Below are 18,741 nucleotides of genomic sequence, written 5' to 3'. Positions count from 1 at the left end.
CTCGGGCGGCTCAGGCGTCGGCCGCGGCGGACGTGCCGCCCGCCGCCTCCGCCCGCGCGATCGCGGCGTCGACGGCCGCGTCCTCCTTGGCCTTGGCCGCCCCGCCCTGGGTCTTCACGATCACCCGGACCACACCGATGAAGAACACGGCCATCACGACCGGGGGCACAAGCGCGGAGACATAGTCCATGCGACCAGAGTAGCCATGCCCTACCGGGCGAATCGGGCGGGGTGGGCGTTGCCCGGAGGGGCATGCCGCCGACCCCGGAGCAAAGGGTCACCGGGCGGGCGCCCGCCGCCGGTGGGCGCCCGGTCGGGATCAGCAGACCAGCTGGTGCGGCGGGGCCGGGGGTTTGCGGCGCGGGAAGACCTCGCCGGGGGTGGGGATGGGGCGCTTGGGGGCGGCGGGGTCGGGCCGCTCGGCGGGGGCCGGCTTGGGGGCGGGCTCGGGGGGCCGCTTGCCCGCGTCCTCCGACTGGCGCCCCGCGCCGCCCGACAGGGCCAGCAGGCGGGTGCGCGCGGGCGGCACCGCCGGCGCCGGGACCCTGCGCGCACCCTGGGCGAAGCGGGCCCGTACGTCCTGTTCCGCCAGCGCCTGGCAGCGTTCCAGCAGCGCCGCCGCCCTCGGGTTCCCGCGCAGCGCCCGCAGCGCCGCGAGGTCGTCCGGCAGCGGCCGGTACGCGGCGCCCAGCGCCTCCTCCAGAAGGGTGAAGTAGCCGGCCGCGGTGCCCGGCAGCGCGGCCCGGTAGCGGTCCAGATCGGCCAGCAGGAAGGCGCGCAGTCTCACCCCCTCGTGGATCGCCTCGTCGAGCGACTCGGCGAGGCGGAGGCAGTCCTGTACGTCCTGGGCGGACGTGCGGCCGGGGTGAAGGGCGAGGGCGAGGGCGCGGCGGAGCACACGCAGCTCCTCCGCGCCGAACGCCATGCCGCCGCGGGATCCGTATGGCGTGGGCATGCGGCGACGCTACCGCTAATCGGACAAAAGCGTCACAACGGGATGATGTGTCGCGAGGGTTTCCCCCTAAAGCCGCGCCACGTCAAAGCCGCGCCACGTTCCGCTCGTACACCAGCCGCAGTCCGATCAGCGTCAGCCACGGCTGGTGCTCGTCGATCACCGATGCCTCGCCGAGCACCATCGGCGCCAGCCCGCCCGTCGCGATCACCGTCACGTCGTCCGGGGCGTCGGCCAGCTCGCGCGCCATCCGGCCCACCACCCCGTCGACCTGGCCGGCGAACCCGTACACGATGCCCGCCTGCATGGCCTCGACCGTATTCTTGCCGATCACGCTGCGCGGCCGGGCCACCTCGATCTTGCGGAGCTGGGCGCCCTTGACGCCGAGCGCGTCGACGGAGATCTCGATGCCGGGGGCGATGACACCGCCCACGTACTCGCCGCGCGCGGAGATCGCGTCGAAGGTGGTCGCCGTACCGAAGTCGACGACGATCGCCGGGCCGCCGTACATGTCCACCGCCGCGACCGAGTTGACGATGCGGTCGGCGCCGACCTCCTTGGGGTTGTCGGTGAGGATGGGCACGCCGGTCTTGACGCCCGGCTCGACCAGGACCGCCGGGACGTCGCCGTAGTAGCGCCGGGTGACCTCGCGCAGCTCGTGCAGGACCGAGGGGACGGTGGCGCAGATCGCTATCCCGTCGATGCCGTCGCCCAGTTCGTCGCCGAGCAGCGGGTGCATGCCCATCAGGCCCTGGAGCAGCACCGCCAGTTCGTCCGCCGTGCGGCGGGCGTCGGTGGAGATGCGCCAGTGCTCCACGATGTCCTCGCCGTCGAACAGGCCGAGGACGGTTTGCGTGTTGCCGACGTCGATCGTGAGCAGCATGGCCGTTACTCCGCCTCGCGCAGGTCCAGGCCGATGTCCAGGATCGGCGAGGAGTGGGTGAGCGCGCCGACGGCGAGGAAGTCGACGCCCGTGTCGGCGTAGGCGCGCGCGGTGGCGAGCGTCAGGCGGCCGGAGGCCTCCAGGAGCGCCCGGCCGTCCACGATGCCCACGGCCTCCGCGCACTCGCCGGGCGTGAAATTGTCCAGCAGGATCAGGTCGGCGCCCGCCTCCACGACCTCGCGCAGCTGGTGCAGCGTGTCGACCTCGACCTCGATCGGCACGTCCGGGAAGGACTCCCGTACAGCCTTGAACGCCTCGGCGACGCCGCCGGCCGCGACCACGTGGTTGTCCTTGACGAGGGCCGCGTCCGACAGGGACATGCGGTGGTTGACGCCGCCGCCCGCGCGGACCGCGAACTTCTCCAGGGCGCGCAGGCCCGGCGTCGTCTTGCGGGTGTCGCGGACCTTGGCCTTCGTGCCCTCCAGGGCGTCCGCCCACGCGCGCGTCGCGGTCGCGATGCCGGACAGGCGGCACAGCAGGTTCAGCGCGCTGCGCTCGGCGGTGAGCAGGTCGCGGGTGCGGGTGGTGACGGACAGCAGCTTCTGCCCGGCCTCGACCCGGTCGCCGTCCTCCACGTGCCGCTCGACCTCGAACTCGTCCGTGCAGACCACGGAGAGCACGGCCTCGGCGACGTGCAGCCCGGCCACGACGCCCGCCTCGCGCGCGGTGAAGTCACCGGTGGCGACGGCCTCCTCGGAGATGGTCGCGACCGTGGTCACGTCCACCCCGCCGGCCAGGTCCTCCTGGACGGCCACGGTGGCGATGTCCTCGACCTCGACCGGGTCGAGCCCGGCGGCGGCCAGCAGCTCGGCGAGCACGGGGTCGAGCCCGCACTCCAGGTACTCCTCGTCGTGCTCCGCGCCGCAGCCGCAGCCGTCGCCGCAGCCGCCGGTCGTCACGAGGGGAAGGTCGTCGGTGCTCACGTCTGTCACTGCTCCTGAAGCGCTGGGCGTTACCGGGTAGGGGGGAAGTCTGCGGTGTCGGTGGGGCGCACCGCCAGCGAACGGTCCGGATCGAGCCTGACGACGATGTGCCGGCGCCAGTTGGCGTCGTCGCGCCCGGCGAAGTCCTCGCGCCAGTGGCAGCCGCGGGTCTCCTCGCGCAGCCGGGCGGCGGCAACCAGGACGCGGGCCACGCACAGGAGGTTGGTGGCCTCCCAGGTGTCCACGCCGGGCTCGGCGGTCTTGCCGTGCACGTCCAGCGCGTCGCGGGCGTCCGTGTGCAGCCGCTGGAGCTGCTCGGCGGCCCGCGTGAGGGACTCGGCGCTGCGCAGCACGCCCGCGCCCTCGCTCATGATCCGCTGGATGGCGAACCGGGACTCGGGGGCGAGCAGCGGGTGCGCGGGCCTGCCGGGGTGCGGCACCGGCTCGGGCACCCGCGCGCGCAGGCCGTCGGCGGCGCGCTCGGCGGCGATGTCCGCGGCGATCCGCTCGGCGTAGACCAGGCCCTCCAGGAGGGAGTTGGAGGCGAGCCGGTTGGCGCCGTGCACGCCGGTGCAGGCGCACTCCCCGCTCGCGTACAGGCCCGGCACGGTGGTGCGGCCGTGCGCGTCGGTGCGCACGCCCCCGGAGGCGTAGTGGGCGGCCGGGGCGATCGGGATGGGCTCGGTGACCGGGTCGATGCCGTTGGCCCGGCAGGCGGCCAGGATGGTCGGGAAGCGGTGCGCCCACATCTCGGCGCCGAAGTGGCGGGCGTCGAGGAACATGTGCTCGGCGTCCTGCTCCTGCATCCGCCGCATGATGGCCTTGGCCACGATGTCCCGCGGGGCCAGCTCGGCCAGTTCGTGCTGGCCGAGCATGAAGCGGGCGCCACCGGCGTCGACCAGGTGGGCGCCCTCGCCGCGCACCGCCTCGGAGACCAGCGGCTGCTGGCCCTCGGCGTCGGTGCCGAGGAACAGCACGGTCGGGTGGAACTGCACGAACTCCAGGTCGCTGACCTCGGCGCCGGCGCGCAGCGCGAGGGCCACGCCGTCGCCGGTGGACACCGACGGGTTGGTGGTGGCGGCGAACACCTGGCCCATGCCGCCGGTGGCGAGGACCACCGCGGGGGCGTGCACCGCGCCCACGCCGTCGTGCTGGCCCTCGCCCATGACGTGCAGGGTGACACCGGCCGTGCGGCCCCCGGCGTCCGTGAGCAGGTCCAGGACGAGCGCGTTCTCGATGGTGCGCAGGCCGCGCGCGCGGACCGCCTCGACCAGCGCGCGGGAGATCTCGGCGCCGGTGGCGTCGCCGCCCGCGTGCGCGATCCGGCGCCGGTGGTGGCCGCCCTCGCGGGTGAGGGCGAGGCCGCCCCCGTCGGACTCGTCGAAGTGCGCGCCGGTCTCGATGAGCCGTCGTACCGCGTCCGGACCCTCGGTGACCAGGAGGCGTACGGCCGACTCGTCGCACAGGCCGGCGCCCGCCACCAGGGTGTCGTCCAGGTGCTGTTCGGGGGTGTCGCCCTCGCCGAGGGCGGCCGCGATGCCGCCCTGGGCCCAGCGGGTGGAGCCGTCGTCCAGGCGGGCCTTGGTGACGACCACCGTGCTCAGCCCGGCGGCCTCGCAGCGCAGGGCGGCGGTCAGCCCGGCCACGCCGGAGCCGACGACGACGACGTCCGCGGTGATGGCCCAGCCGGGGGCGGGCGCGTGCAGTCGTATGCCGGTGCTGGTCACGAGGCGGCTCCGAGGGTGCCGAAGGTGAGCGGGATGTTGTCGATCAGCCGGGTGGCGCCGACCCGCGCCGCGACGGCGAGCACGGCCTCGCCGGCGAAGTCGTCGCCGATCTCGGTGAAGTCGGACGGGTCGACCAGGGCGAGGTAGTCCAGTTCGAGCGGCGGGTCGTAGTGCGCGGCCTCGTCCAGGACCTGGCGGGCGGCGGCGCGGACGGCGGCCGGACCGCCCGGCGCGGCGGTGGCCACCGCGTGCGCGTCGGCGGCCGCGCGGGACTCCCCTATCGCGCTCAGCGCCTCCGCGCGCGCCTGCGTGGCCGGCACCTCGCGGGCCCGCGCGCGCAGCGCCTCCTGGGCGGCGTGCCGGTCGCGGCCGGCGAACAGCGCGCGGGACAGGGCGAGGGCGGTGCGGCGCTCGTCGACCGACAGGAAGCGGTTGCGGCTGGACAGCGCGAGCCCGTCCTCCTCGCGCACGGTCGGCACGCCGGCGATCTCGATGCCGAAGTTCAGGTCCCGCACCATGCGCCGGATCAGGGCGAGCTGCTGGGCGTCCTTCTGGCCGTAGAGGGCGACGTCGGGGCGGGTGAGGTGGAGCAGCTTGGCGACGACGGTGAGCATGCCGTCGAAGTGGCCGGGGCGGCAGGCGCCCTCCAGGCGTTCACCCATCGGGCCCGCGGTGACGCGTACCTGGGGGTCGCCGCCGGGGTAGACCTCGTCCACGGAGGGCGCGAACACGGCGTCCGCACCGGCCTGTTCGGCGACCTTCAGGTCCGCGTCCAGGGTGCGCGGGTAGCGGTCCAGGTCCTCGCCCGCGCCGAACTGGAGCGGGTTGACGAAGACGGTGACGACGACCTCGCCGTCCGGGCCGGCGATCTCGCGCGCGGAGCGGATGAGGGTGGCGTGGCCTTCGTGCAGCGCGCCCATGGTCATCACGACGGCGCGGCGGCCCGTGCGGGGGCGGGCGTGCAGCTCTCGCGCGGTGCTGAGCAGGGCGGTGGTCATCGGTCGTTCCCCTCGGTGCCGGTCGGGCCGTCGGTGCCGTCGTTGTCGTCACGCTCGGTGCCGGGCGTGCCGGGTGCCCCTGGTGCGCCGGGAGCGCCCGTGGCCGTGCCGTCGGCCAGCGCGCCGAGCAGGTCCGCGGCGAGTTCCGGCTTGAGCAGGCCGTGCGCGAGGGCGCGGTCGGCGGTGGCGCGGGCCATCGCGACGTAGCCCGCGACGGCCGCCGGGGCGTGCGTGCGCAGCTCCACGAGGTGCGCGGCGACGGTCCCGGCGTCCCCGCGCGCGACCGGCCCGGTCAGGGCCGCGTCACCGGAGCGCAGGGCGTTGTCCAGGGCGGCGCCGAGCAGCGGGCCGAGCATCCGGTCGGGGGCCTCGACACCGGCCGTGCGCAGCAGCTCCATGGCCTGGGCGACCAGGGTGACCAGGTGGTTGGCGCCGAGCGCGAGGGCCGCGTGGTAGAGCGGGCGGTTCTCCTCGCTGATCCACTCCGGCTCGCCGCCCATCTCGATCACCAGGGCCTGGGCGGCCAGCCGCAGTTCCTCGGGCGCGGTGACGCCGAAGGAGCAGCCCGCGAGGCGCTGGACGTCCACGGGGGTGCCGGTGAAGGTCATCGCGGGGTGCAGCGCGAGCGGCAGGGCACCGGAGCGCAGGGCGGGGTCGAGCACCTTGGCGCCGTACCGGCCGGAGGTGTGCACGAGCAGCTGCCCCGGCCGTACGGCACCGGTCTCGGCGAGCCCCGTGACCAGGGCGGGCAGCACGTCGTCGGGGACGGTGAGCAGCACCAGGTCGGCGCGCTCCAGGACCTCGGCGGGCGGCACCAGGGGCACGCCCGGAAGCAGGGCCTCGGCGCGCCTGCGGGAGGCGTCGGAGACACCGGAGACGGCCACCGGCCGATGCCCGGCGAGCTGGAGGGACGCGGCCAGCGCGGGGCCCACCCGGCCGGCGCCCACGACGCCGACGGTGAGCCGCGCGGGGCGGTCCCGGTGGTCTTGCTGGTGGACTGTACTCACGCGACGACGGCCTTCCCGTTCCAGTCCGCTTCGGGTACCGGACGATGTACCGGACGATTTCTCGTCATGTTAACGCTATCTCGGTCCGCCGCCGAGCGGTCGTCCACAGGCTGTGGGTTTCGACACGCCCGCGGACGGGCCGGGAATCCCCGGTGCCACGCGCGGCTCCGGCGCGGCATGATCGCGGCATGACCGAGACATCCGGGCAGGACACGGAAGCGATGGCCGGCGAGCGGGCGGAGCCCACGGCCGGGGAGCGGTGGGCGGCCGTGCGGCGGCGGGGCGCGCGCCGGCTGAGCCGGTCGCCCGCGGGCGACTCGGTCCGCGACCGCCTGGCGGACCTGGCGGAGGCGGGCGCGGAGGTGTACGACCTGGACGAACCGGCCGACGTCTACGGCGACCGGATCGTCGCCGCCCTGGAGGAGCGGGTCGCCGCGCTGCTGGGCACCGAGGACGCCGCGTTCTTCCCCACGGGCACCATGGCCCAGCAGGTGGCGCTGCGCTGCTGGGCGGGCCGTACCGGCAACCCCGCGGTGGCCCTGCACCCGCTGTCCCACCCCGAGGTGCACGAACGCGACGCCCTCAGCCAGGTCAGCGGGCTGCGCCCGGTCCACGTGGGCGGCGGGAGCAGCCGGCCGACGGCCGCGGAGATACGCGACCTGGCGGAGCCCTTCGGCACCCTGATGCTCGAACTGCCGCTCAGGGACGCCGGTTTCGTGCTGCCCGGCTGGGAGGAGCTGACCGAGCTGGTGGAGGCGGCGCGGGAGCGCGACGCGGTGGTGCATTTCGACGGCGCGCGCCTGTGGGAGTGCACCGAGCACTTCGGGCGCCCCCTGGCGGAGATCGCGGGCCTGGCCGACAGCGTCTACGTGTCGTTCTACAAGTCCCTCGACGGCCTCGGCGGCGCCGCGCTCGCCGGGCCGCGCTCGCTGGTCGAGGAGGCGCGGACCTGGCGGCACCGGTACGGCGGGCAGATCTTCCAGCAGTTCCCGACCGCGCTGTCCGCGCTGATCGGCCTGGAGCGCGCGCTGCCCCGGCTGCCCGAGTACGTCCGCCACGCGCGCGTGGTCGCCGCCGCGCTGCGCGAGGGGTTCGCCGAAGCGGGGCTCGCCTGGGCGCGGGTGCACCCGGAGGTGCCGCACACCCACGAGTTCCAGGTCTGGCTGCCGTACGAGCCCGAGGTGCTCGCCGAGGCGGCGCTGCGGCAGGCCGAGGAGACCTCGGTGGCCCTCTTCCCCGGCGGCTGGTCCGGCGGCGCGGCCCCCGGCACGGCCCGCACGGAGGTCTCCGTGCGGGCGTCCGGCCTGGAGTGGACGGCGGGGGACGTGCGGGCCGCCGTACGGGAGTTCGCGCGGCGGCTGCCGGGGCGGGAAGGGGGCTCGCCGGGAGCCGCCGGGTGATCCGGCGGCAGGGAACCGCGGGCGGTGGCGGGTGTCAGCCGTGGCCGCCGGCCCGCACCAGGCCGGTCTCGTAGGCCAGCACCACCACCTGCACCCGGTCCCGCAGCCCCAGCTTGGTGAGGATGCGGCCCACATGGGTCTTCACGGTCGCCTCGGACAGCACCAGCCGCGCCGCGATCTCCCCGTTGGACAGGCCCTGCGCGACCAGCACCATCACCTCGCGCTCCCGTTCGGTGAGCCGCTCCAGCTCCTTGTGCGCAGGGTCCCCGGCGCCGGAGGGCAGCATCGGCGCGAACCGGTCCAGCAGGCGCCGCGTGGTCGAGGGCGCCACCACCGCGTCACCGCTGTGCACGGCGCGGATGGCGGCCAGCAGCTCGCCGGGCGGCACGTCCTTGAGCATGAAGCCGGACGCGCCCGCCTTCAGCCCGGAGAAGGCGTACTCGTCCAGGTCGAACGTGGTCAGGATCAGCACCTTGGGCGCGTCCGGCTGCGCGCAGATGCGCCGGGTGGCCTCCACGCCGTCGAGCTTGGGCATGCGGACGTCCATCAGGACGACGTCGACCGCGGTGGAGCGCAGCGCCTCCAGGGCCTCGACGCCGTCCCCCGCCTCGGCGACGACCTCCATGTCCGGCTGGGCGGCGAGCACCATCCCGAACCCGGTGCGCAGCAGCACCTGGTCGTCGACGAGCATCACGCGGATCGTCATCGGGGTCCTTCTTCCATCCGTTTCGGTGACTCAGTGCGCCGGTTTGAGCGGCAGAAGGGCGCTGATGCGGAAGCCTCCGCCGGGTCGCGGCCCGGCGTCCAGGGTGCCGCCGACCATGCCGACGCGTTCGCGCATCCCGATCAGTCCGTGCCCCCGGCCGTCGGCGCCGCCCTCCTCGTACATCTCCTGCGGGGCTCCCCTGCCGTCGTCCTCCACGAGCAGGCCGAGACCGTCGTCGAAGTACACCAGACGCACGCTCGCACCCGCGTTCGGCCCACCGTGCTTGCGGGTGTTGGTGAGCGCCTCCTGCACGATCCGGTACGCGGTCAGCTCCACCCCGCTGGGCAGCGGGCGCGGGGTGCCCTCCACCTTGAAGTCGACGGGCAGGCCCGAGCTGCGGCACTGCTCGATCAGCTCGTCGATCTGCTCGACGTCGGGCTGCGGGACGTACTCCCCGCTCTCCTGGTGCTCCCCGGTGCGCAGCACGCCCAGCAGGCGGCGCATCTCGGCGAGGGCCTGCCGGCCGGTCGAGGAGATCGTCTCCAGGGCCTTCCTGGCCTGGTCGGGGGCGGCGTCCAGAACGTAGGCGGCGCCGTCGGCCTGGACCACCATCACGGACACGTTGTGCGCGACGACGTCGTGCAGTTCGCGGGCGATCCGGGCGCGCTCGGCGGCGACCGCGACCTTCGACTGCGCCTCGCGCTCCCTCTCCAGGCGGGCCGCGCGCTCCTCCAGCTGGGCGAAGTAGGCGCGCCGGGTGCGCATGGAGTCGCCGAGCACCCAGGCGAGCGTGAACGGCACGGTCTGGAAGACCACGATGGCGAGCTGCCCGGCGAAGCTGGAGTGCTGCGCCGGCCAGCGCAGCTGGGCCATGGCCGCGGCGCAGAAACTGGCCGCCAGGGCGAGCCGGGAGGCCCAGCGCGCGCCTGTCGTGGCGACCGTGTAGGCGATCACCAGCAGCGCGAAATCGGCGACGCCCGTCTCCACGTCCAGCACGAGCTGGGCGAGGCCGGTGGCGAGCGCCAGCAGCAGCATCGGCTCCGGGAACCGGCGGCGCAGCGCGACGACGACGCACAGCACGGCGGAGACGGCGATCCCCGCGCCGAGCGACGTCCTGTGGCCGGGCGTGCCGCGCAGATTGACCTCGCTGAGCACCGACAGCCCGAACAGGACGACGGCCCAGAAGGAGTCGACCCCGGTCGGGTGGCGGCGGAAGAAGTCGTAGAGGCGCTGCACGTAACCCAGAGTAGGGAAATGGAATGCCCAAACGGGTCAACCGGAGGGCCGATCCGGGCCCGGCGGACGTACTCCCCAAGGTGGAGGCGATGATCACCTCGGCGCCCGGCGTCTTCCGGACGCAAGCCCCTAGTCTGGTGCGGTGACGCAGCAGAGGCCGGTGCAGGAGCGGGAGGCGTCGGTGCAGGAGCGGGAGGCGTCGCGGGGCGCGGGCCCGCGGGGCTGGCGGGCGGCGGCCGAGGCGGCCCTGTACGGCCCCGCCGGCTTCTACCGGCGACCGGAGGGGCCCGCCGGGCACTTCCGTACGTCCGTGCACGCCTCGCCGCTGTTCGCGCGGGCCGTGGCGGAACTGCTCCGCCGGGTCGACACGGCGCTGGGACGGCCCGCGCGGCTGGACTTCGTGGACATGGCCGCCGGGCGGGGCGAGCTGGTCGCCGGGGTGCTCGCCGCCCTGCCGGACGAGCTGGCCTCGCGCGTGCGGCCGTACGCCGTCGAGATCGCCGGCCGCCCCGCGGACCTGGACGAACGCGTCGCCTGGCGCGCGGAACCGCCGCGGGAGGTCACCGGGCTGCTGTTCGCCAACGAGTGGCTCGACAACGTGCCCGTGGACGTGGCGGAGACGGACCCGGCGGGCGTGCCCCGGTACGTGCTGGTCGGCGCCGACGGCACCGAGCGCCTCGGCGCACCGGTGACCGGCGCGGACGCGGACTGGCTGGCGCGCTGGTGGCCGGCGGGCGAGGAGGGGGCGCGGGCGGAGATCGGGCTGCCCCGCGACCGGGCGTGGGCGGCGGTCGCGGGCCGGGTGACGCGCGGGCTCGCGGTGGCCGTGGACTACGCCCACACCACCGACGCGCGCCCCCCGTTCGGCACCCTCACCGGCTTCCGGGCGGGCCGCGAGACGATCCCGGTACCGGACGGGACCTGCGACATCACGGCCCATGTCGCCCTGGACGCGTGCGCGGCGGCATCCCCGGCCCCGGCGCGTCTGCTGACCCAGCGCGCCGCCCTGCACTCCCTCGGCATCACCGGCGGGCGCCCCCCGCTCGCGCTCGCCTCCCGCGACCCCGCCGGGTATGTGCGCGCCCTGGCGAGCGCCGGGGAGGCCGCCGAACTCACCGCCACGGGCGGCCTCGGCGACTTCGGCTGGCTGGTCCAGCCGGTGGCCATCACGGACCCGCTGGCCTGAGCCGGCCGGCTACTTGTCGATGTCCCCGACCACGAAGAACATCGAACCCAGGATCGCCACCATGTCCGCCACCAGCGTGCCGGGCAGCAGCTCGGTGAGCACCTGGATGTTGTTGTACGACGCCGAGCGCAGCTTGAGCCGGTACGGCGTCTTCTCGCCCTTGCTGACCAGGTAGTAGCCGTTGATGCCGAGCGGATTCTCGGTCCAGGCGTACGTATGGCCCTCGGGCGCCTTCAGCACCTTCGGCAGGCGCTGGTTGATCGGTCCGGGCGCCAGCTCGGCGATCCGGTCCAGGCAGGCGTCCGCGAGGTCCAGCGCGTTGTGCGTCTGCGCCAGCAGCACCTCGAAGCGGGCGAGGCAGTCGCCCTCGCTCCGGGTGACGACCGCCAGCGTGTCCTGGAGGTCGCCGTACGCCAGGTACGGCTCGTCGCGGCGCAGGTCGAAGTCGACGCCCGAGCCGCGGGCGATGGGCCCGCTCACGCCGTAGGCGTGCACCGCCTCGGGAGCGAGCGCGCCCACCCCGCGCGTGCGCCCCCGGAAGATCTCGTTGCCGAGCACCAGGTCGTCGAAGACGTCCATGCGCGAGCGCACCGCGGCGACGGCGGCTCGGGCGCGGGTCGTCCACCCGGCGGGCAGGTCCTCCTTGAGGCCGCCGACGCGGTTGAACATGTAGTGCATGCGTCCGCCGGAGATCTCCTCCATGACGTTCTGGAGCACCTCGCGCTCGCGGAACGCGTAGAACACCGGCGTGATGCCGCCCAGTTCCAGCGGGTAGGAGCCGAGGAACATCAGGTGGTTGAGCACCCGGTTCAGCTCGGCGAGCAGGGTGCGCGTCCACACCGCGCGCTCGGGGACCTCCATGCCGAGCATCCGCTCCACGGCGAGGACCACGCCCAGCTCGTTCGAGAACGCCGACAGCCAGTCGTGGCGGTTGGCCAGCATGATGATCTGCCGGTAGTCCCGCGCCTCGAAGAGTTTCTCGGCACCGCGGTGCATATAGCCGATCACCGGCTCGGCCCGCACGATGCGCTCACCGTCCAGCACCAGCCTGAGCCGCAGTACGCCGTGCGTGGACGGGTGCTGGGGCCCGATGTTGAGCACCATGTCGGTGCTCTCCGCGGCACCGCCGATCCCGACCGTGGTCTGCGTCGTAGGACTCATGCCCCCAGTCTCCCCCATGCCCGGACGCGCGAAGGCCCGGCTCCCTGTGCGGAGCCGGGCCTTCGCCGTGGACGTGCCGTCGTCAGGAGACCGCGCTGCGCAGCCCCTGGAGGTCGATCACCTCGGTCTCGTCGTGGGCCGTCAGGTCGATGACCTGGCCGACACCGCGCGCGCCGTCGGCTGCGGGCTTGAACTCCGCCTCCGCCTCGGCCTTGTGCACGGCCAGCGCCTCCTGGCCGACGACATCGGCGAGGTCCTCGTTCTGCACGGCGTCCAGCGCGGCCTTCGGCGCCGCCTTCTGCGTGCCGAAGAAGTCGAAACCACCCTCGGCCAGCGGGCGCCGCGCGGGCGTGGCCGGTACGACGGCGACGGCGGTCGGCACGGTGAAGTGCTGCCCGGCGGTCGGCCCCACGGGCGCCTCGGCAGCGGCGGAACCAGTGGCGGCGGCGGACGCGGCGGGACCGGCGGCGGAAGCCGCGGGGACTGCAGAAGCCGCGGGGACTGCGGAAGCCTCGGCGGTCGTGCGAGCCCCGGAGACCGAGGACGCCTCGGCGGTCGCCGGGGCCTCGGGGGCCAGAGCGCGCTCGGTGGCCTCCGGAGTCTCCGCGGCCTGCGACGCCGCGTGCTCACCGGCACCGGCCTCCGCGTGCCTCTCGGGCATCGCGCGGCCCTCGGCCTCGGCGTGTCCCCCGGCCGTCGCGTGTCCCCCGGCCGTCAGCGGCCGGTCCTGCGCCGCCCCGCCGCCCGGTACGTCCTCACTGCCCCCGGCGTTCCCGGAGTCCCCAGCGTCCACGGCGCCCGCGGCCTCCGGCGTGTCCCCGGCCCCGGCCTCCGGTGCGGACTCGCCCCGCCCGGCTATGCCCCCCTCGGCGTCCTCCCCTTTGGCACCGGCCTCGTCGGCAGTGGCGGAACCGGCGCTCCCGGCGGAGTCCCGCTCGAACGCCGCGAGCGCCCGCAGCGCCTGCCCGTACAGCTTGGCGCCCTCGGCCGAGAAGACGTCGTACGCCTTCTCGGTCCCGGCGACGGCCTCCGGCTCCCCGCCACGGGCCGGCGGCAGGGCCGGGGAGGCCGTCCGCGCGGGCGCCGTGCGCCCGGCCGGCTCCAGCGCGGGCACCCCCGACTCCAGCTCCAGCAGGCGGCGCCCCTCCAGCGCGCTGGCGCGCTCGGTCTCCGCGGTGGCGTAGCGGCGCAGCAGGGCGGCGTGCTCGTTGCGCAGGCCCGCCAGTTCGGCGCGCTTGGCGCGCAGCCGCTGCTCCAGCTTGACGCGCAGTTCGCGCGACTCCTCCAGGTCGGACTCCAGTTCGGCGACCCGTTCCTCGAAGCGCCATTCGTCGCCGGCCCGCGCGCGGGTGAGGTCGGCGACCTGTTTGCCCGCGTGGATGTCCCAGCGGCGCATCACGAACGCGCCGGCGATCGCGGTCGCCGCGGCGGCCCCGGCCAGCACGCGCAATACCGCGGCCTCGGAGAAAACCCAGGGGCCCAGCGCGCACGCGGCGGATACGCCGGCGATCGCGGAGGGGGGCAACAGCCGGTGCAGAGGCGGGGAATGGCGGTGGCGTCCACGTGGCATGGCCAGAAACTTACCGCGCGTAGGCGAATGATGGGCCCCCGCCCCGCAAAAACACGGCCATCACGCGCGCTTCACAGGGCGTCAGGATCCACACGCTCAGTGCGAGACGAGCCGGGCGCCGAGCCACTGGAGGGCCGCCGGGATCTCCCGTCGCCAGGTGTTGAAGTTGTGGCCGCCGCTCGGGAGGATGATCGAAGAAACCCTGGTCACGTTCGTGTCCTGGACGCTCTTGATAAACCGGAGCGTGTCCTTGTAGTTGTGCTCGCCGATTTTGCTGCTGGTGACCAGCAGTGACGTTTCGGGGGCCGACTGGTGCTTGAGCACCCAGAAGAGGTTGGCACGATCGCGCAGGTTCTTGTCACCGTGGAACAGGTCACCGGTGGTCGGGTCGATCGGCGCCTTGTAGTACGGCGACAGGCCCACGGCGGCGCCGTACGACTTCGGGTGGTGCATGGCGATCTTCAGCGCGCAGTACCCGCCGGTCGAGTCGCCCATGATGCCCCAGCTCGCGGGCGTGGGGTCCACCCGGTAGCGGCTCATCACCGAGTCCCGCAGGTCCTTGGCGAAGAACGTCTCCACCTTCGGGCCGCCCGGCACGTCCACGCACTCGGTGTCCCGCGGCGGCGCCACCGACGGGCGCAGCATCACCAGGATCATCGGCTGCATCTTGCCGCCCCTGGCGAGCCGCTGCGCCGTGGTCGGGTAGTGCAGCTTGTCCACCAGCGCCTGCGCGGTGCCGGGGTAGCCGGTCAGCACGACGGAGACCGGGAACTTACGGTGGCTCCCGCCCGGCTGGAAGTACTCCGGCGGCAGGTACACGTACGCCGGCGCCGAGATCTTCGTCGTCCGGCCCAGGATGTCCACCTGCTGCACCTGCCCGGACATCTGCGGCGCCCCGCTGCCCATCCCGAGGACCCGTGCGGTGGAGACCACCCGGACCGGGCTGCCGGCGCCGTCCGCTATGTGGTCGACGACCACGCCCTGGCCGTTCTCCTGCCCGAACAGGTCCGCCCAGGTGGCGTAGAAGCCGAAGGCCTGGTTGGCCGCGAGGCCCACCGAGGCGAACACGGCGACCTGAGTGGCGAGCAGCAGTCCGACGCGCCCGCCGATCGCCCTCCAGTTCTGCCGGGCGAGCCGCGGCCACAGCCACACGGTGCCCGCGAACAGCACCACGGCGAACACGATCGCCAGCATCAGGACCTTGTTGCTCGTGAGACCCATGAAAACTGTTCCTGCCTGCGCTCTCGCCCGGTGCGCCGCCACGCTTCGCCGCGTGGGTTTGCCCGGAGCTTTCCTCGGCCTTTGGCCCGACTTTCCGGTGGGGAGTGAACCTCTCTCCCCGAGACACCGTCCTAGAGGGCGCAATGTCACCGGATGCCCGATCGGGCCCGGCTTCAAGGTCTCTCGCAGAACTACGGGATGCGATGTCTGTCAGGATAGATGGGGAAATGTCGGGCGGGGTTCCGGGCCGATCAAGCCGGGCGCGGCGCATACTGCGCGGCCCGCGCCCCGAGGCCGTCCCCGGCCTGGTCGGCAGGGCGGTCGCCCTCGTCGGCCTCCTGGACATCGCCGCCGGGGTCTTCCCGCGCTTCCGGCACAGCCGTATGCACGCCATCGCCGAGGTGCTGCCCGGTTCCTTCGGGCCGTTCGCGGCGGCGCTCTCGCTGAGCGCCGGTGTGCTGTTGCTGCTGCTCGCGCACGGACTCCGGCGGCGCAAGCGCCGGGCCTGGCGGGCGGCGGTCGCGCTGCTCCCGGCCGGCGCGATGGCCCAACTGGCCTACCGCCACTCGCTGATGGGCCTGCTGATCGCGATCGTGCTGCTGGTGCCGCTGGTGTGGCACCGCCGGGAGTTCGCGGCCCTGCCGGACCCGCGCAGCCGCTGGCGGGCGCTCGCCAACTTCGTGCTGATGAGCGCCGGTTCGGTGGCGCTCGGGCTGGTCATCGTCAGCGTCCACCCGCACCGCACGGTGGGCGACCCGAGCCTGGCCGACCGGCTCACCCATGTCGTGTACGGACTGGTCGGCTTCGAAGGCCCGGTCGACTACCAGGGCGCGACCTCCTGGACCGTCGCCTTCTCGCTCGGCGCACTCGGCTGGCTCACCGCCGTCACCACGATCTACCTGGCCTTCCGCCCCGAGCACCCGGCCGCCCAGCTCACCGAGGACGACGAGGCGCGGCTGCGGGAGCTGCTCGCCAAGCACGGCCGCCGCGACTCCCTCGGGCACTTCGCGCTGCGCCGCGACAAGGCGGTCGTCTTCTCGCCCAGCGGCAAGGCGGCGGTCACCTACCGCGTCATCTCCGGCGTGATGCTCGCCAGCGGCGACCCCATCGGCGACGTCGAGGCCTGGCCGGGCGCCATCGAGCGCTTCATGGACGAGGCCAAGGCGCACTCCTGGACCCCCGCGGTCGTCGGCTGCTCGGAGACCGGGGGCGAGGTGTGGACCCGCGAGACCGGCCTGGACGCCCTGGAACTGGGCGACGAGGCGGTGGTGGACGTGGCGGATTTCTCGCTCGCCGGGCGCGCCATGCGCAACGTCCGGCAGATGGTCAAGCGCATCGAGCGGGCCGGCTACGAAACGCGGGTACGGCGTGTCCGTGACCTCGGCGACACGGAACTGGAGCGCGTCCGGCGGGCCGCGGAGGACTGGCGCGGCACCGACACCGAGCGCGGCTTCTCCATGGCGCTGGGCCGCATCGGCGACCCCTCCGACGGCGACTGCCTCATAGCCACCGCCCACAAGGCGGACGAGGAGACGGGCGAGTACGGCGACCTGAAGGCGATCCTGCACTTCGTGCCCTGGGGTGAGGACGGCGCCTCGCTCGACCTGATGCGCCGCGACCGCAGCGCCGACCCCGGCATGAACGAACTGCTGATCGTGGCCGCCCTCCAGGCCGCCCCCAAGTTCGGCATCACCCGTGTCTCGCTGAACTTCGCCATGTTCCGCTCCGCCCTCGCGCGCGGCGAGAAGATCGGCGCGGGCCCGGTGCTGCGCGCCTGGCGCGGGCTGCTGGTGTTCCTCTCGCGCTGGTTCCAGATCGAGTCGCTGTACAAGTTCAACGCCAAGTTCCAGCCGCGCTGGGAGCCCCGCTTCATCGTCTACCGCGCCACCACCGACCTGCCCCGCATCGGCTTCGCCACCATGCAGGCCGAGGGCTTCGTCACCCTGGCCCTGCCGCTGCCCCGCTTCCTGCGCCGCCGCCGCTCGGCCGCCGAACGCCCGTGCGCCCACGCGGTGACCGAACGGGACGCCCGTGCGGCGTGATCACCCTTCCCGGCGCCGCCCGAGCACTCCGGGCCGTGGCGGCGCCGTCCGGGGCCTACGCTGAACGTATGAACAACCACAGCGGGCGCGGCCGAGTGGCGGGCCTTCCGGCATGGGACCGGTGCGCGGTCATGGGGGTCGTGAACGTCACCCCCGATTCCTTCTCCGACGGCGGCCGCTGGTTCGACACCACCGCGGCCGTCAAGCACGGCCTCGACCTGGTGGCCGAGGGCGCCGACCTGGTGGACGTGGGCGGCGAGTCCACCCGTCCGGGCGCCACCCGCGTGGACGAGGAAGAGGAGCTGCGGCGGGTCGTCCCGGTCGTGCGCGGACTCGCCTCCGAGGGCGTCGTGGTCTCCGTGGACACCATGCGCGCCTCGGTCGCGGCCCGGTCCCTGGAGGCCGGCGCGGCCCTGGTCAACGACGTCAGCGGCGGGCTCGCCGACCCCGAGATGATCCCGGTCGTCGCCGACGCCGGCGCCCCCTTCGTCGTGATGCACTGGCGCGGCCTCCTGGAGGGATCGGCCGTCCACGGGGTTTACGACGACGTCGTCCGCGAAGTCGTCGGCGAACTGCGCGACCGGGTGGACGCCGTGCTGGCCGGCGGCATCGCGCCCGACCGGATCGTGGTCGACCCCGGCCTCGGCTTCTCCAAGGAGGCCGAGCACGACCTCGCCCTCCTCGCCCACCTCGACCGGCTGCACTCCCTCGGTCACCCGCTGCTGGTGGCCGCCTCCCGCAAGCGGTTCCTCGGCCGCGTCCTCGCCGGACCCGAGGGCGCTCCCCCGCCCGCCCGCGAACGCGACGCCGCCACCGCCGCCGTCTCCGCGCTCGCCGCGCGGGCCGGCGCCTGGGCCGTACGCGTGCACGAGGTGCGTGCCACCGCGGACGCCGTACGGGTGGCCCGCGCGGTCGAAGCGGCCCGGACGGCGGACGGTACGACGGGCCGGACGACGGACGGAGCCCGGTGAGCGCCCCGCACACCGACGTCGAACAGGTCGAGGCCGCCAACACCGCCTTCTACGAGGCCCTGGAGCGCGGCGACTTCGAGGAGGTCTCGGCCCTCTGGCTCACCCCCGCCGACCTGGGCGTGGACGAGGAGTACCACGACCCCGCGGACAGCGGCGTGATCTCCTGCGTGCATCCGGGCTGGCCGGTGCTGACCGGGCGCGGCGAGGTCCTCAGGTCGTACGCCCTGATCATGGCGAACACCGACTACATCCAGTTCTTCCTCACCGACGTCCATGTCTCCGTCACCGGCGACACCGCGCTGGTGACCTGCACCGAGAACATCCTCAGCGGCGGCCCCGCCCCGGCGGAGGGCGATGAACTCGGGCCACTGGTCGGCCAGCTCGTCGTCGCCACCAACGTGTTCCGGCGCACGCCCGAGGGCTGGAAGCTCTGGTCGCACCACGCCTCGCCTGTGCTCGCCGAGACCGACGACGACGCCGAGGCCGACGACGACGGCGCCGGCGGCCTGGATCCGGACGACGGCCCCCTCGCCTGAACGAGCGGGAACCGGGCCCGGAAGAGGGCGGGCGTCCGGTCGGTTCCCGGAAGTGGCTGGAATCACCTACCCCTGGGTTCGACCGGCCACCAGCCCTTGACGCGGCCGGGTTCACCAGGGAAAACGGTCGGTGAGCCGGGCCATCCGTGGCCGGACCCGCGC

General features: G+C 74.2%; 17 protein-coding genes. 5 read left to right on the top strand and 12 right to left on the bottom strand.

From position 1 onward, the window contains the following. Positions 1 to 10 precede the first annotated feature (10 nt). The 7 genes from ACZ7EC_RS15770 to ACZ7EC_RS15740 form a co-directional block, all read right to left on the bottom strand. The gene (locus ACZ7EC_RS15770; protein WP_471062814.1) at positions 11 to 190 is read right to left on the bottom strand and encodes a hypothetical protein; all 180 of its coding nucleotides are present in this window, start codon (positions 188 to 190) and stop codon (positions 11 to 13) included. A 129-nt stretch (positions 191 to 319) separates the two neighbouring features. After that, positions 320 to 925, bottom strand: coding sequence for a hypothetical protein (locus ACZ7EC_RS15765; RefSeq protein ID WP_471062905.1), 606 nt, complete (start codon positions 923 to 925; stop codon positions 320 to 322). 112 nt (positions 926 to 1,037) lie between these two features. Next, complete coding sequence (locus tag ACZ7EC_RS15760; RefSeq protein ID WP_471062812.1) at positions 1,038 to 1,835, bottom strand: type III pantothenate kinase; 798 nt, start codon at positions 1,833 to 1,835, stop codon at positions 1,038 to 1,040. 5 nt (positions 1,836 to 1,840) lie between these two features. Then, positions 1,841 to 2,818, bottom strand: a complete 978-nt coding sequence (gene nadC, locus ACZ7EC_RS15755; RefSeq protein WP_471062810.1) for a carboxylating nicotinate-nucleotide diphosphorylase — start codon at positions 2,816 to 2,818, stop codon at positions 1,841 to 1,843. A 29-nt stretch (positions 2,819 to 2,847) separates the two neighbouring features. Then, the gene (locus ACZ7EC_RS15750) at positions 2,848 to 4,545 is read right to left on the bottom strand and encodes an L-aspartate oxidase (protein WP_471062809.1); all 1,698 of its coding nucleotides are present in this window, start codon (positions 4,543 to 4,545) and stop codon (positions 2,848 to 2,850) included. Then, positions 4,542 to 5,543: a pantoate--beta-alanine ligase gene (gene panC / locus ACZ7EC_RS15745; RefSeq protein ID WP_471062807.1), complete on the bottom strand. Its 1,002-nt coding sequence runs from the start codon at positions 5,541 to 5,543 to the stop codon at positions 4,542 to 4,544. The genes ACZ7EC_RS15750 and panC overlap by 4 nt, the downstream gene beginning before the upstream one ends. Then, positions 5,540 to 6,550: a Rossmann-like and DUF2520 domain-containing protein gene (locus tag ACZ7EC_RS15740; protein WP_471062805.1), complete on the bottom strand. Its 1,011-nt coding sequence runs from the start codon at positions 6,548 to 6,550 to the stop codon at positions 5,540 to 5,542. The genes panC and ACZ7EC_RS15740 overlap by 4 nt, the downstream gene beginning before the upstream one ends. Before the next feature lie 188 nt (positions 6,551 to 6,738). On the opposite strand from ACZ7EC_RS15740, the gene ACZ7EC_RS15735 reads away from it, so the two are divergent. Next, positions 6,739 to 7,950: a threonine aldolase family protein gene (locus ACZ7EC_RS15735; RefSeq protein ID WP_471062803.1), complete on the top strand. Its 1,212-nt coding sequence runs from the start codon at positions 6,739 to 6,741 to the stop codon at positions 7,948 to 7,950. A gap of 34 nt (positions 7,951 to 7,984) precedes the next feature. Here the strand turns inward: ACZ7EC_RS15735 and ACZ7EC_RS15730 are convergent, their stop codons facing one another. Further along, the gene (locus ACZ7EC_RS15730; RefSeq protein ID WP_471062802.1) at positions 7,985 to 8,656 is read right to left on the bottom strand and encodes a response regulator transcription factor; all 672 of its coding nucleotides are present in this window, start codon (positions 8,654 to 8,656) and stop codon (positions 7,985 to 7,987) included. Between the two features lie 30 nt (positions 8,657 to 8,686). Continuing rightward, positions 8,687 to 9,892 (bottom strand): sensor histidine kinase, encoded by a 1,206-nt coding sequence (locus tag ACZ7EC_RS15725; RefSeq protein ID WP_471062800.1) that lies wholly within the window; start codon positions 9,890 to 9,892, stop codon positions 8,687 to 8,689. Between the two features lie 181 nt (positions 9,893 to 10,073). On the opposite strand from ACZ7EC_RS15725, the gene ACZ7EC_RS15720 reads away from it, so the two are divergent. After that, positions 10,074 to 11,078: an SAM-dependent methyltransferase gene (locus ACZ7EC_RS15720; RefSeq protein ID WP_471062903.1), complete on the top strand. Its 1,005-nt coding sequence runs from the start codon at positions 10,074 to 10,076 to the stop codon at positions 11,076 to 11,078. A gap of 9 nt (positions 11,079 to 11,087) precedes the next feature. On the opposite strand, the gene ACZ7EC_RS15715 is transcribed toward ACZ7EC_RS15720, so the two are convergent. The 3 genes from ACZ7EC_RS15715 to ACZ7EC_RS15705 form a co-directional block, all read right to left on the bottom strand. Continuing rightward, entirely contained in the window at positions 11,088 to 12,239 is a 1,152-nt protein-coding gene (locus tag ACZ7EC_RS15715; RefSeq protein WP_471062798.1) for an NADH-quinone oxidoreductase subunit D, read from the bottom strand. An 82-nt stretch (positions 12,240 to 12,321) separates the two neighbouring features. Further along, complete coding sequence (locus ACZ7EC_RS15710) at positions 12,322 to 13,809, bottom strand: coiled-coil domain-containing protein (protein WP_471062796.1); 1,488 nt, start codon at positions 13,807 to 13,809, stop codon at positions 12,322 to 12,324. Between the two features lie 96 nt (positions 13,810 to 13,905). After that, on the bottom strand, positions 13,906 to 15,030 hold the full coding sequence (locus tag ACZ7EC_RS15705; protein ID WP_471062794.1) for an alpha/beta hydrolase: 1,125 nt from the start codon (positions 15,028 to 15,030) through the stop codon (positions 13,906 to 13,908). Between the two features lie 227 nt (positions 15,031 to 15,257). Between ACZ7EC_RS15705 and ACZ7EC_RS15700 the strand changes: the two genes are divergently transcribed. From ACZ7EC_RS15700 to ACZ7EC_RS15690, 3 genes are all read left to right on the top strand, one after another. Further along, positions 15,258 to 17,072: a phosphatidylglycerol lysyltransferase domain-containing protein gene (locus ACZ7EC_RS15700; RefSeq protein WP_471062792.1), complete on the top strand. Its 1,815-nt coding sequence runs from the start codon at positions 15,258 to 15,260 to the stop codon at positions 17,070 to 17,072. A gap of 68 nt (positions 17,073 to 17,140) precedes the next feature. Then, entirely contained in the window at positions 17,141 to 18,043 is a 903-nt protein-coding gene (gene folP, locus ACZ7EC_RS15695) for a dihydropteroate synthase (protein WP_471062790.1), read from the top strand. Next, entirely contained in the window at positions 18,040 to 18,579 is a 540-nt protein-coding gene (locus ACZ7EC_RS15690) for a nuclear transport factor 2 family protein (protein ID WP_471062788.1), read from the top strand. Before folP ends, ACZ7EC_RS15690 begins: the two co-directional genes overlap by 4 nt. The last annotated feature ends 162 nt before the right edge of the window (positions 18,580 to 18,741 follow it).

It is taken from the genome of Streptomyces sp. NPDC037203 (assembly GCF_055605065.1).
Note: the sequence above shows the minus strand (reverse complement) of the source record. Positions and strands in the feature narration are given on the sequence as shown.

Coding starts and splice junctions, on each gene's coding strand:
- ACZ7EC_RS15760 (WP_471062812.1), bottom strand. CDS start 1,835: ATGCTGCTCACGATCGACGTCGGCAACACGCAAACCGTCCTCGGCCTG.
- ACZ7EC_RS15700 (WP_471062792.1), top strand. CDS start 15,258: ATGTCGGGCGGGGTTCCGGGCCGATCAAGCCGGGCGCGGCGCATACTG.
- ACZ7EC_RS15730 (WP_471062802.1), bottom strand. CDS start 8,656: ATGACGATCCGCGTGATGCTCGTCGACGACCAGGTGCTGCTGCGCACC.
- ACZ7EC_RS15705 (WP_471062794.1), bottom strand. CDS start 15,030: ATGGGTCTCACGAGCAACAAGGTCCTGATGCTGGCGATCGTGTTCGCC.
- folP (WP_471062790.1), top strand. CDS start 17,141: ATGAACAACCACAGCGGGCGCGGCCGAGTGGCGGGCCTTCCGGCATGG.
- panC (WP_471062807.1), bottom strand. CDS start 5,543: ATGACCACCGCCCTGCTCAGCACCGCGCGAGAGCTGCACGCCCGCCCC.
- ACZ7EC_RS15735 (WP_471062803.1), top strand. CDS start 6,739: ATGACCGAGACATCCGGGCAGGACACGGAAGCGATGGCCGGCGAGCGG.
- ACZ7EC_RS15770 (WP_471062814.1), bottom strand. CDS start 190: ATGGACTATGTCTCCGCGCTTGTGCCCCCGGTCGTGATGGCCGTGTTC.
- ACZ7EC_RS15715 (WP_471062798.1), bottom strand. CDS start 12,239: ATGAGTCCTACGACGCAGACCACGGTCGGGATCGGCGGTGCCGCGGAG.
- ACZ7EC_RS15710 (WP_471062796.1), bottom strand. CDS start 13,809: ATGCCACGTGGACGCCACCGCCATTCCCCGCCTCTGCACCGGCTGTTG.
- ACZ7EC_RS15765 (WP_471062905.1), bottom strand. CDS start 925: ATGGCGTTCGGCGCGGAGGAGCTGCGTGTGCTCCGCCGCGCCCTCGCC.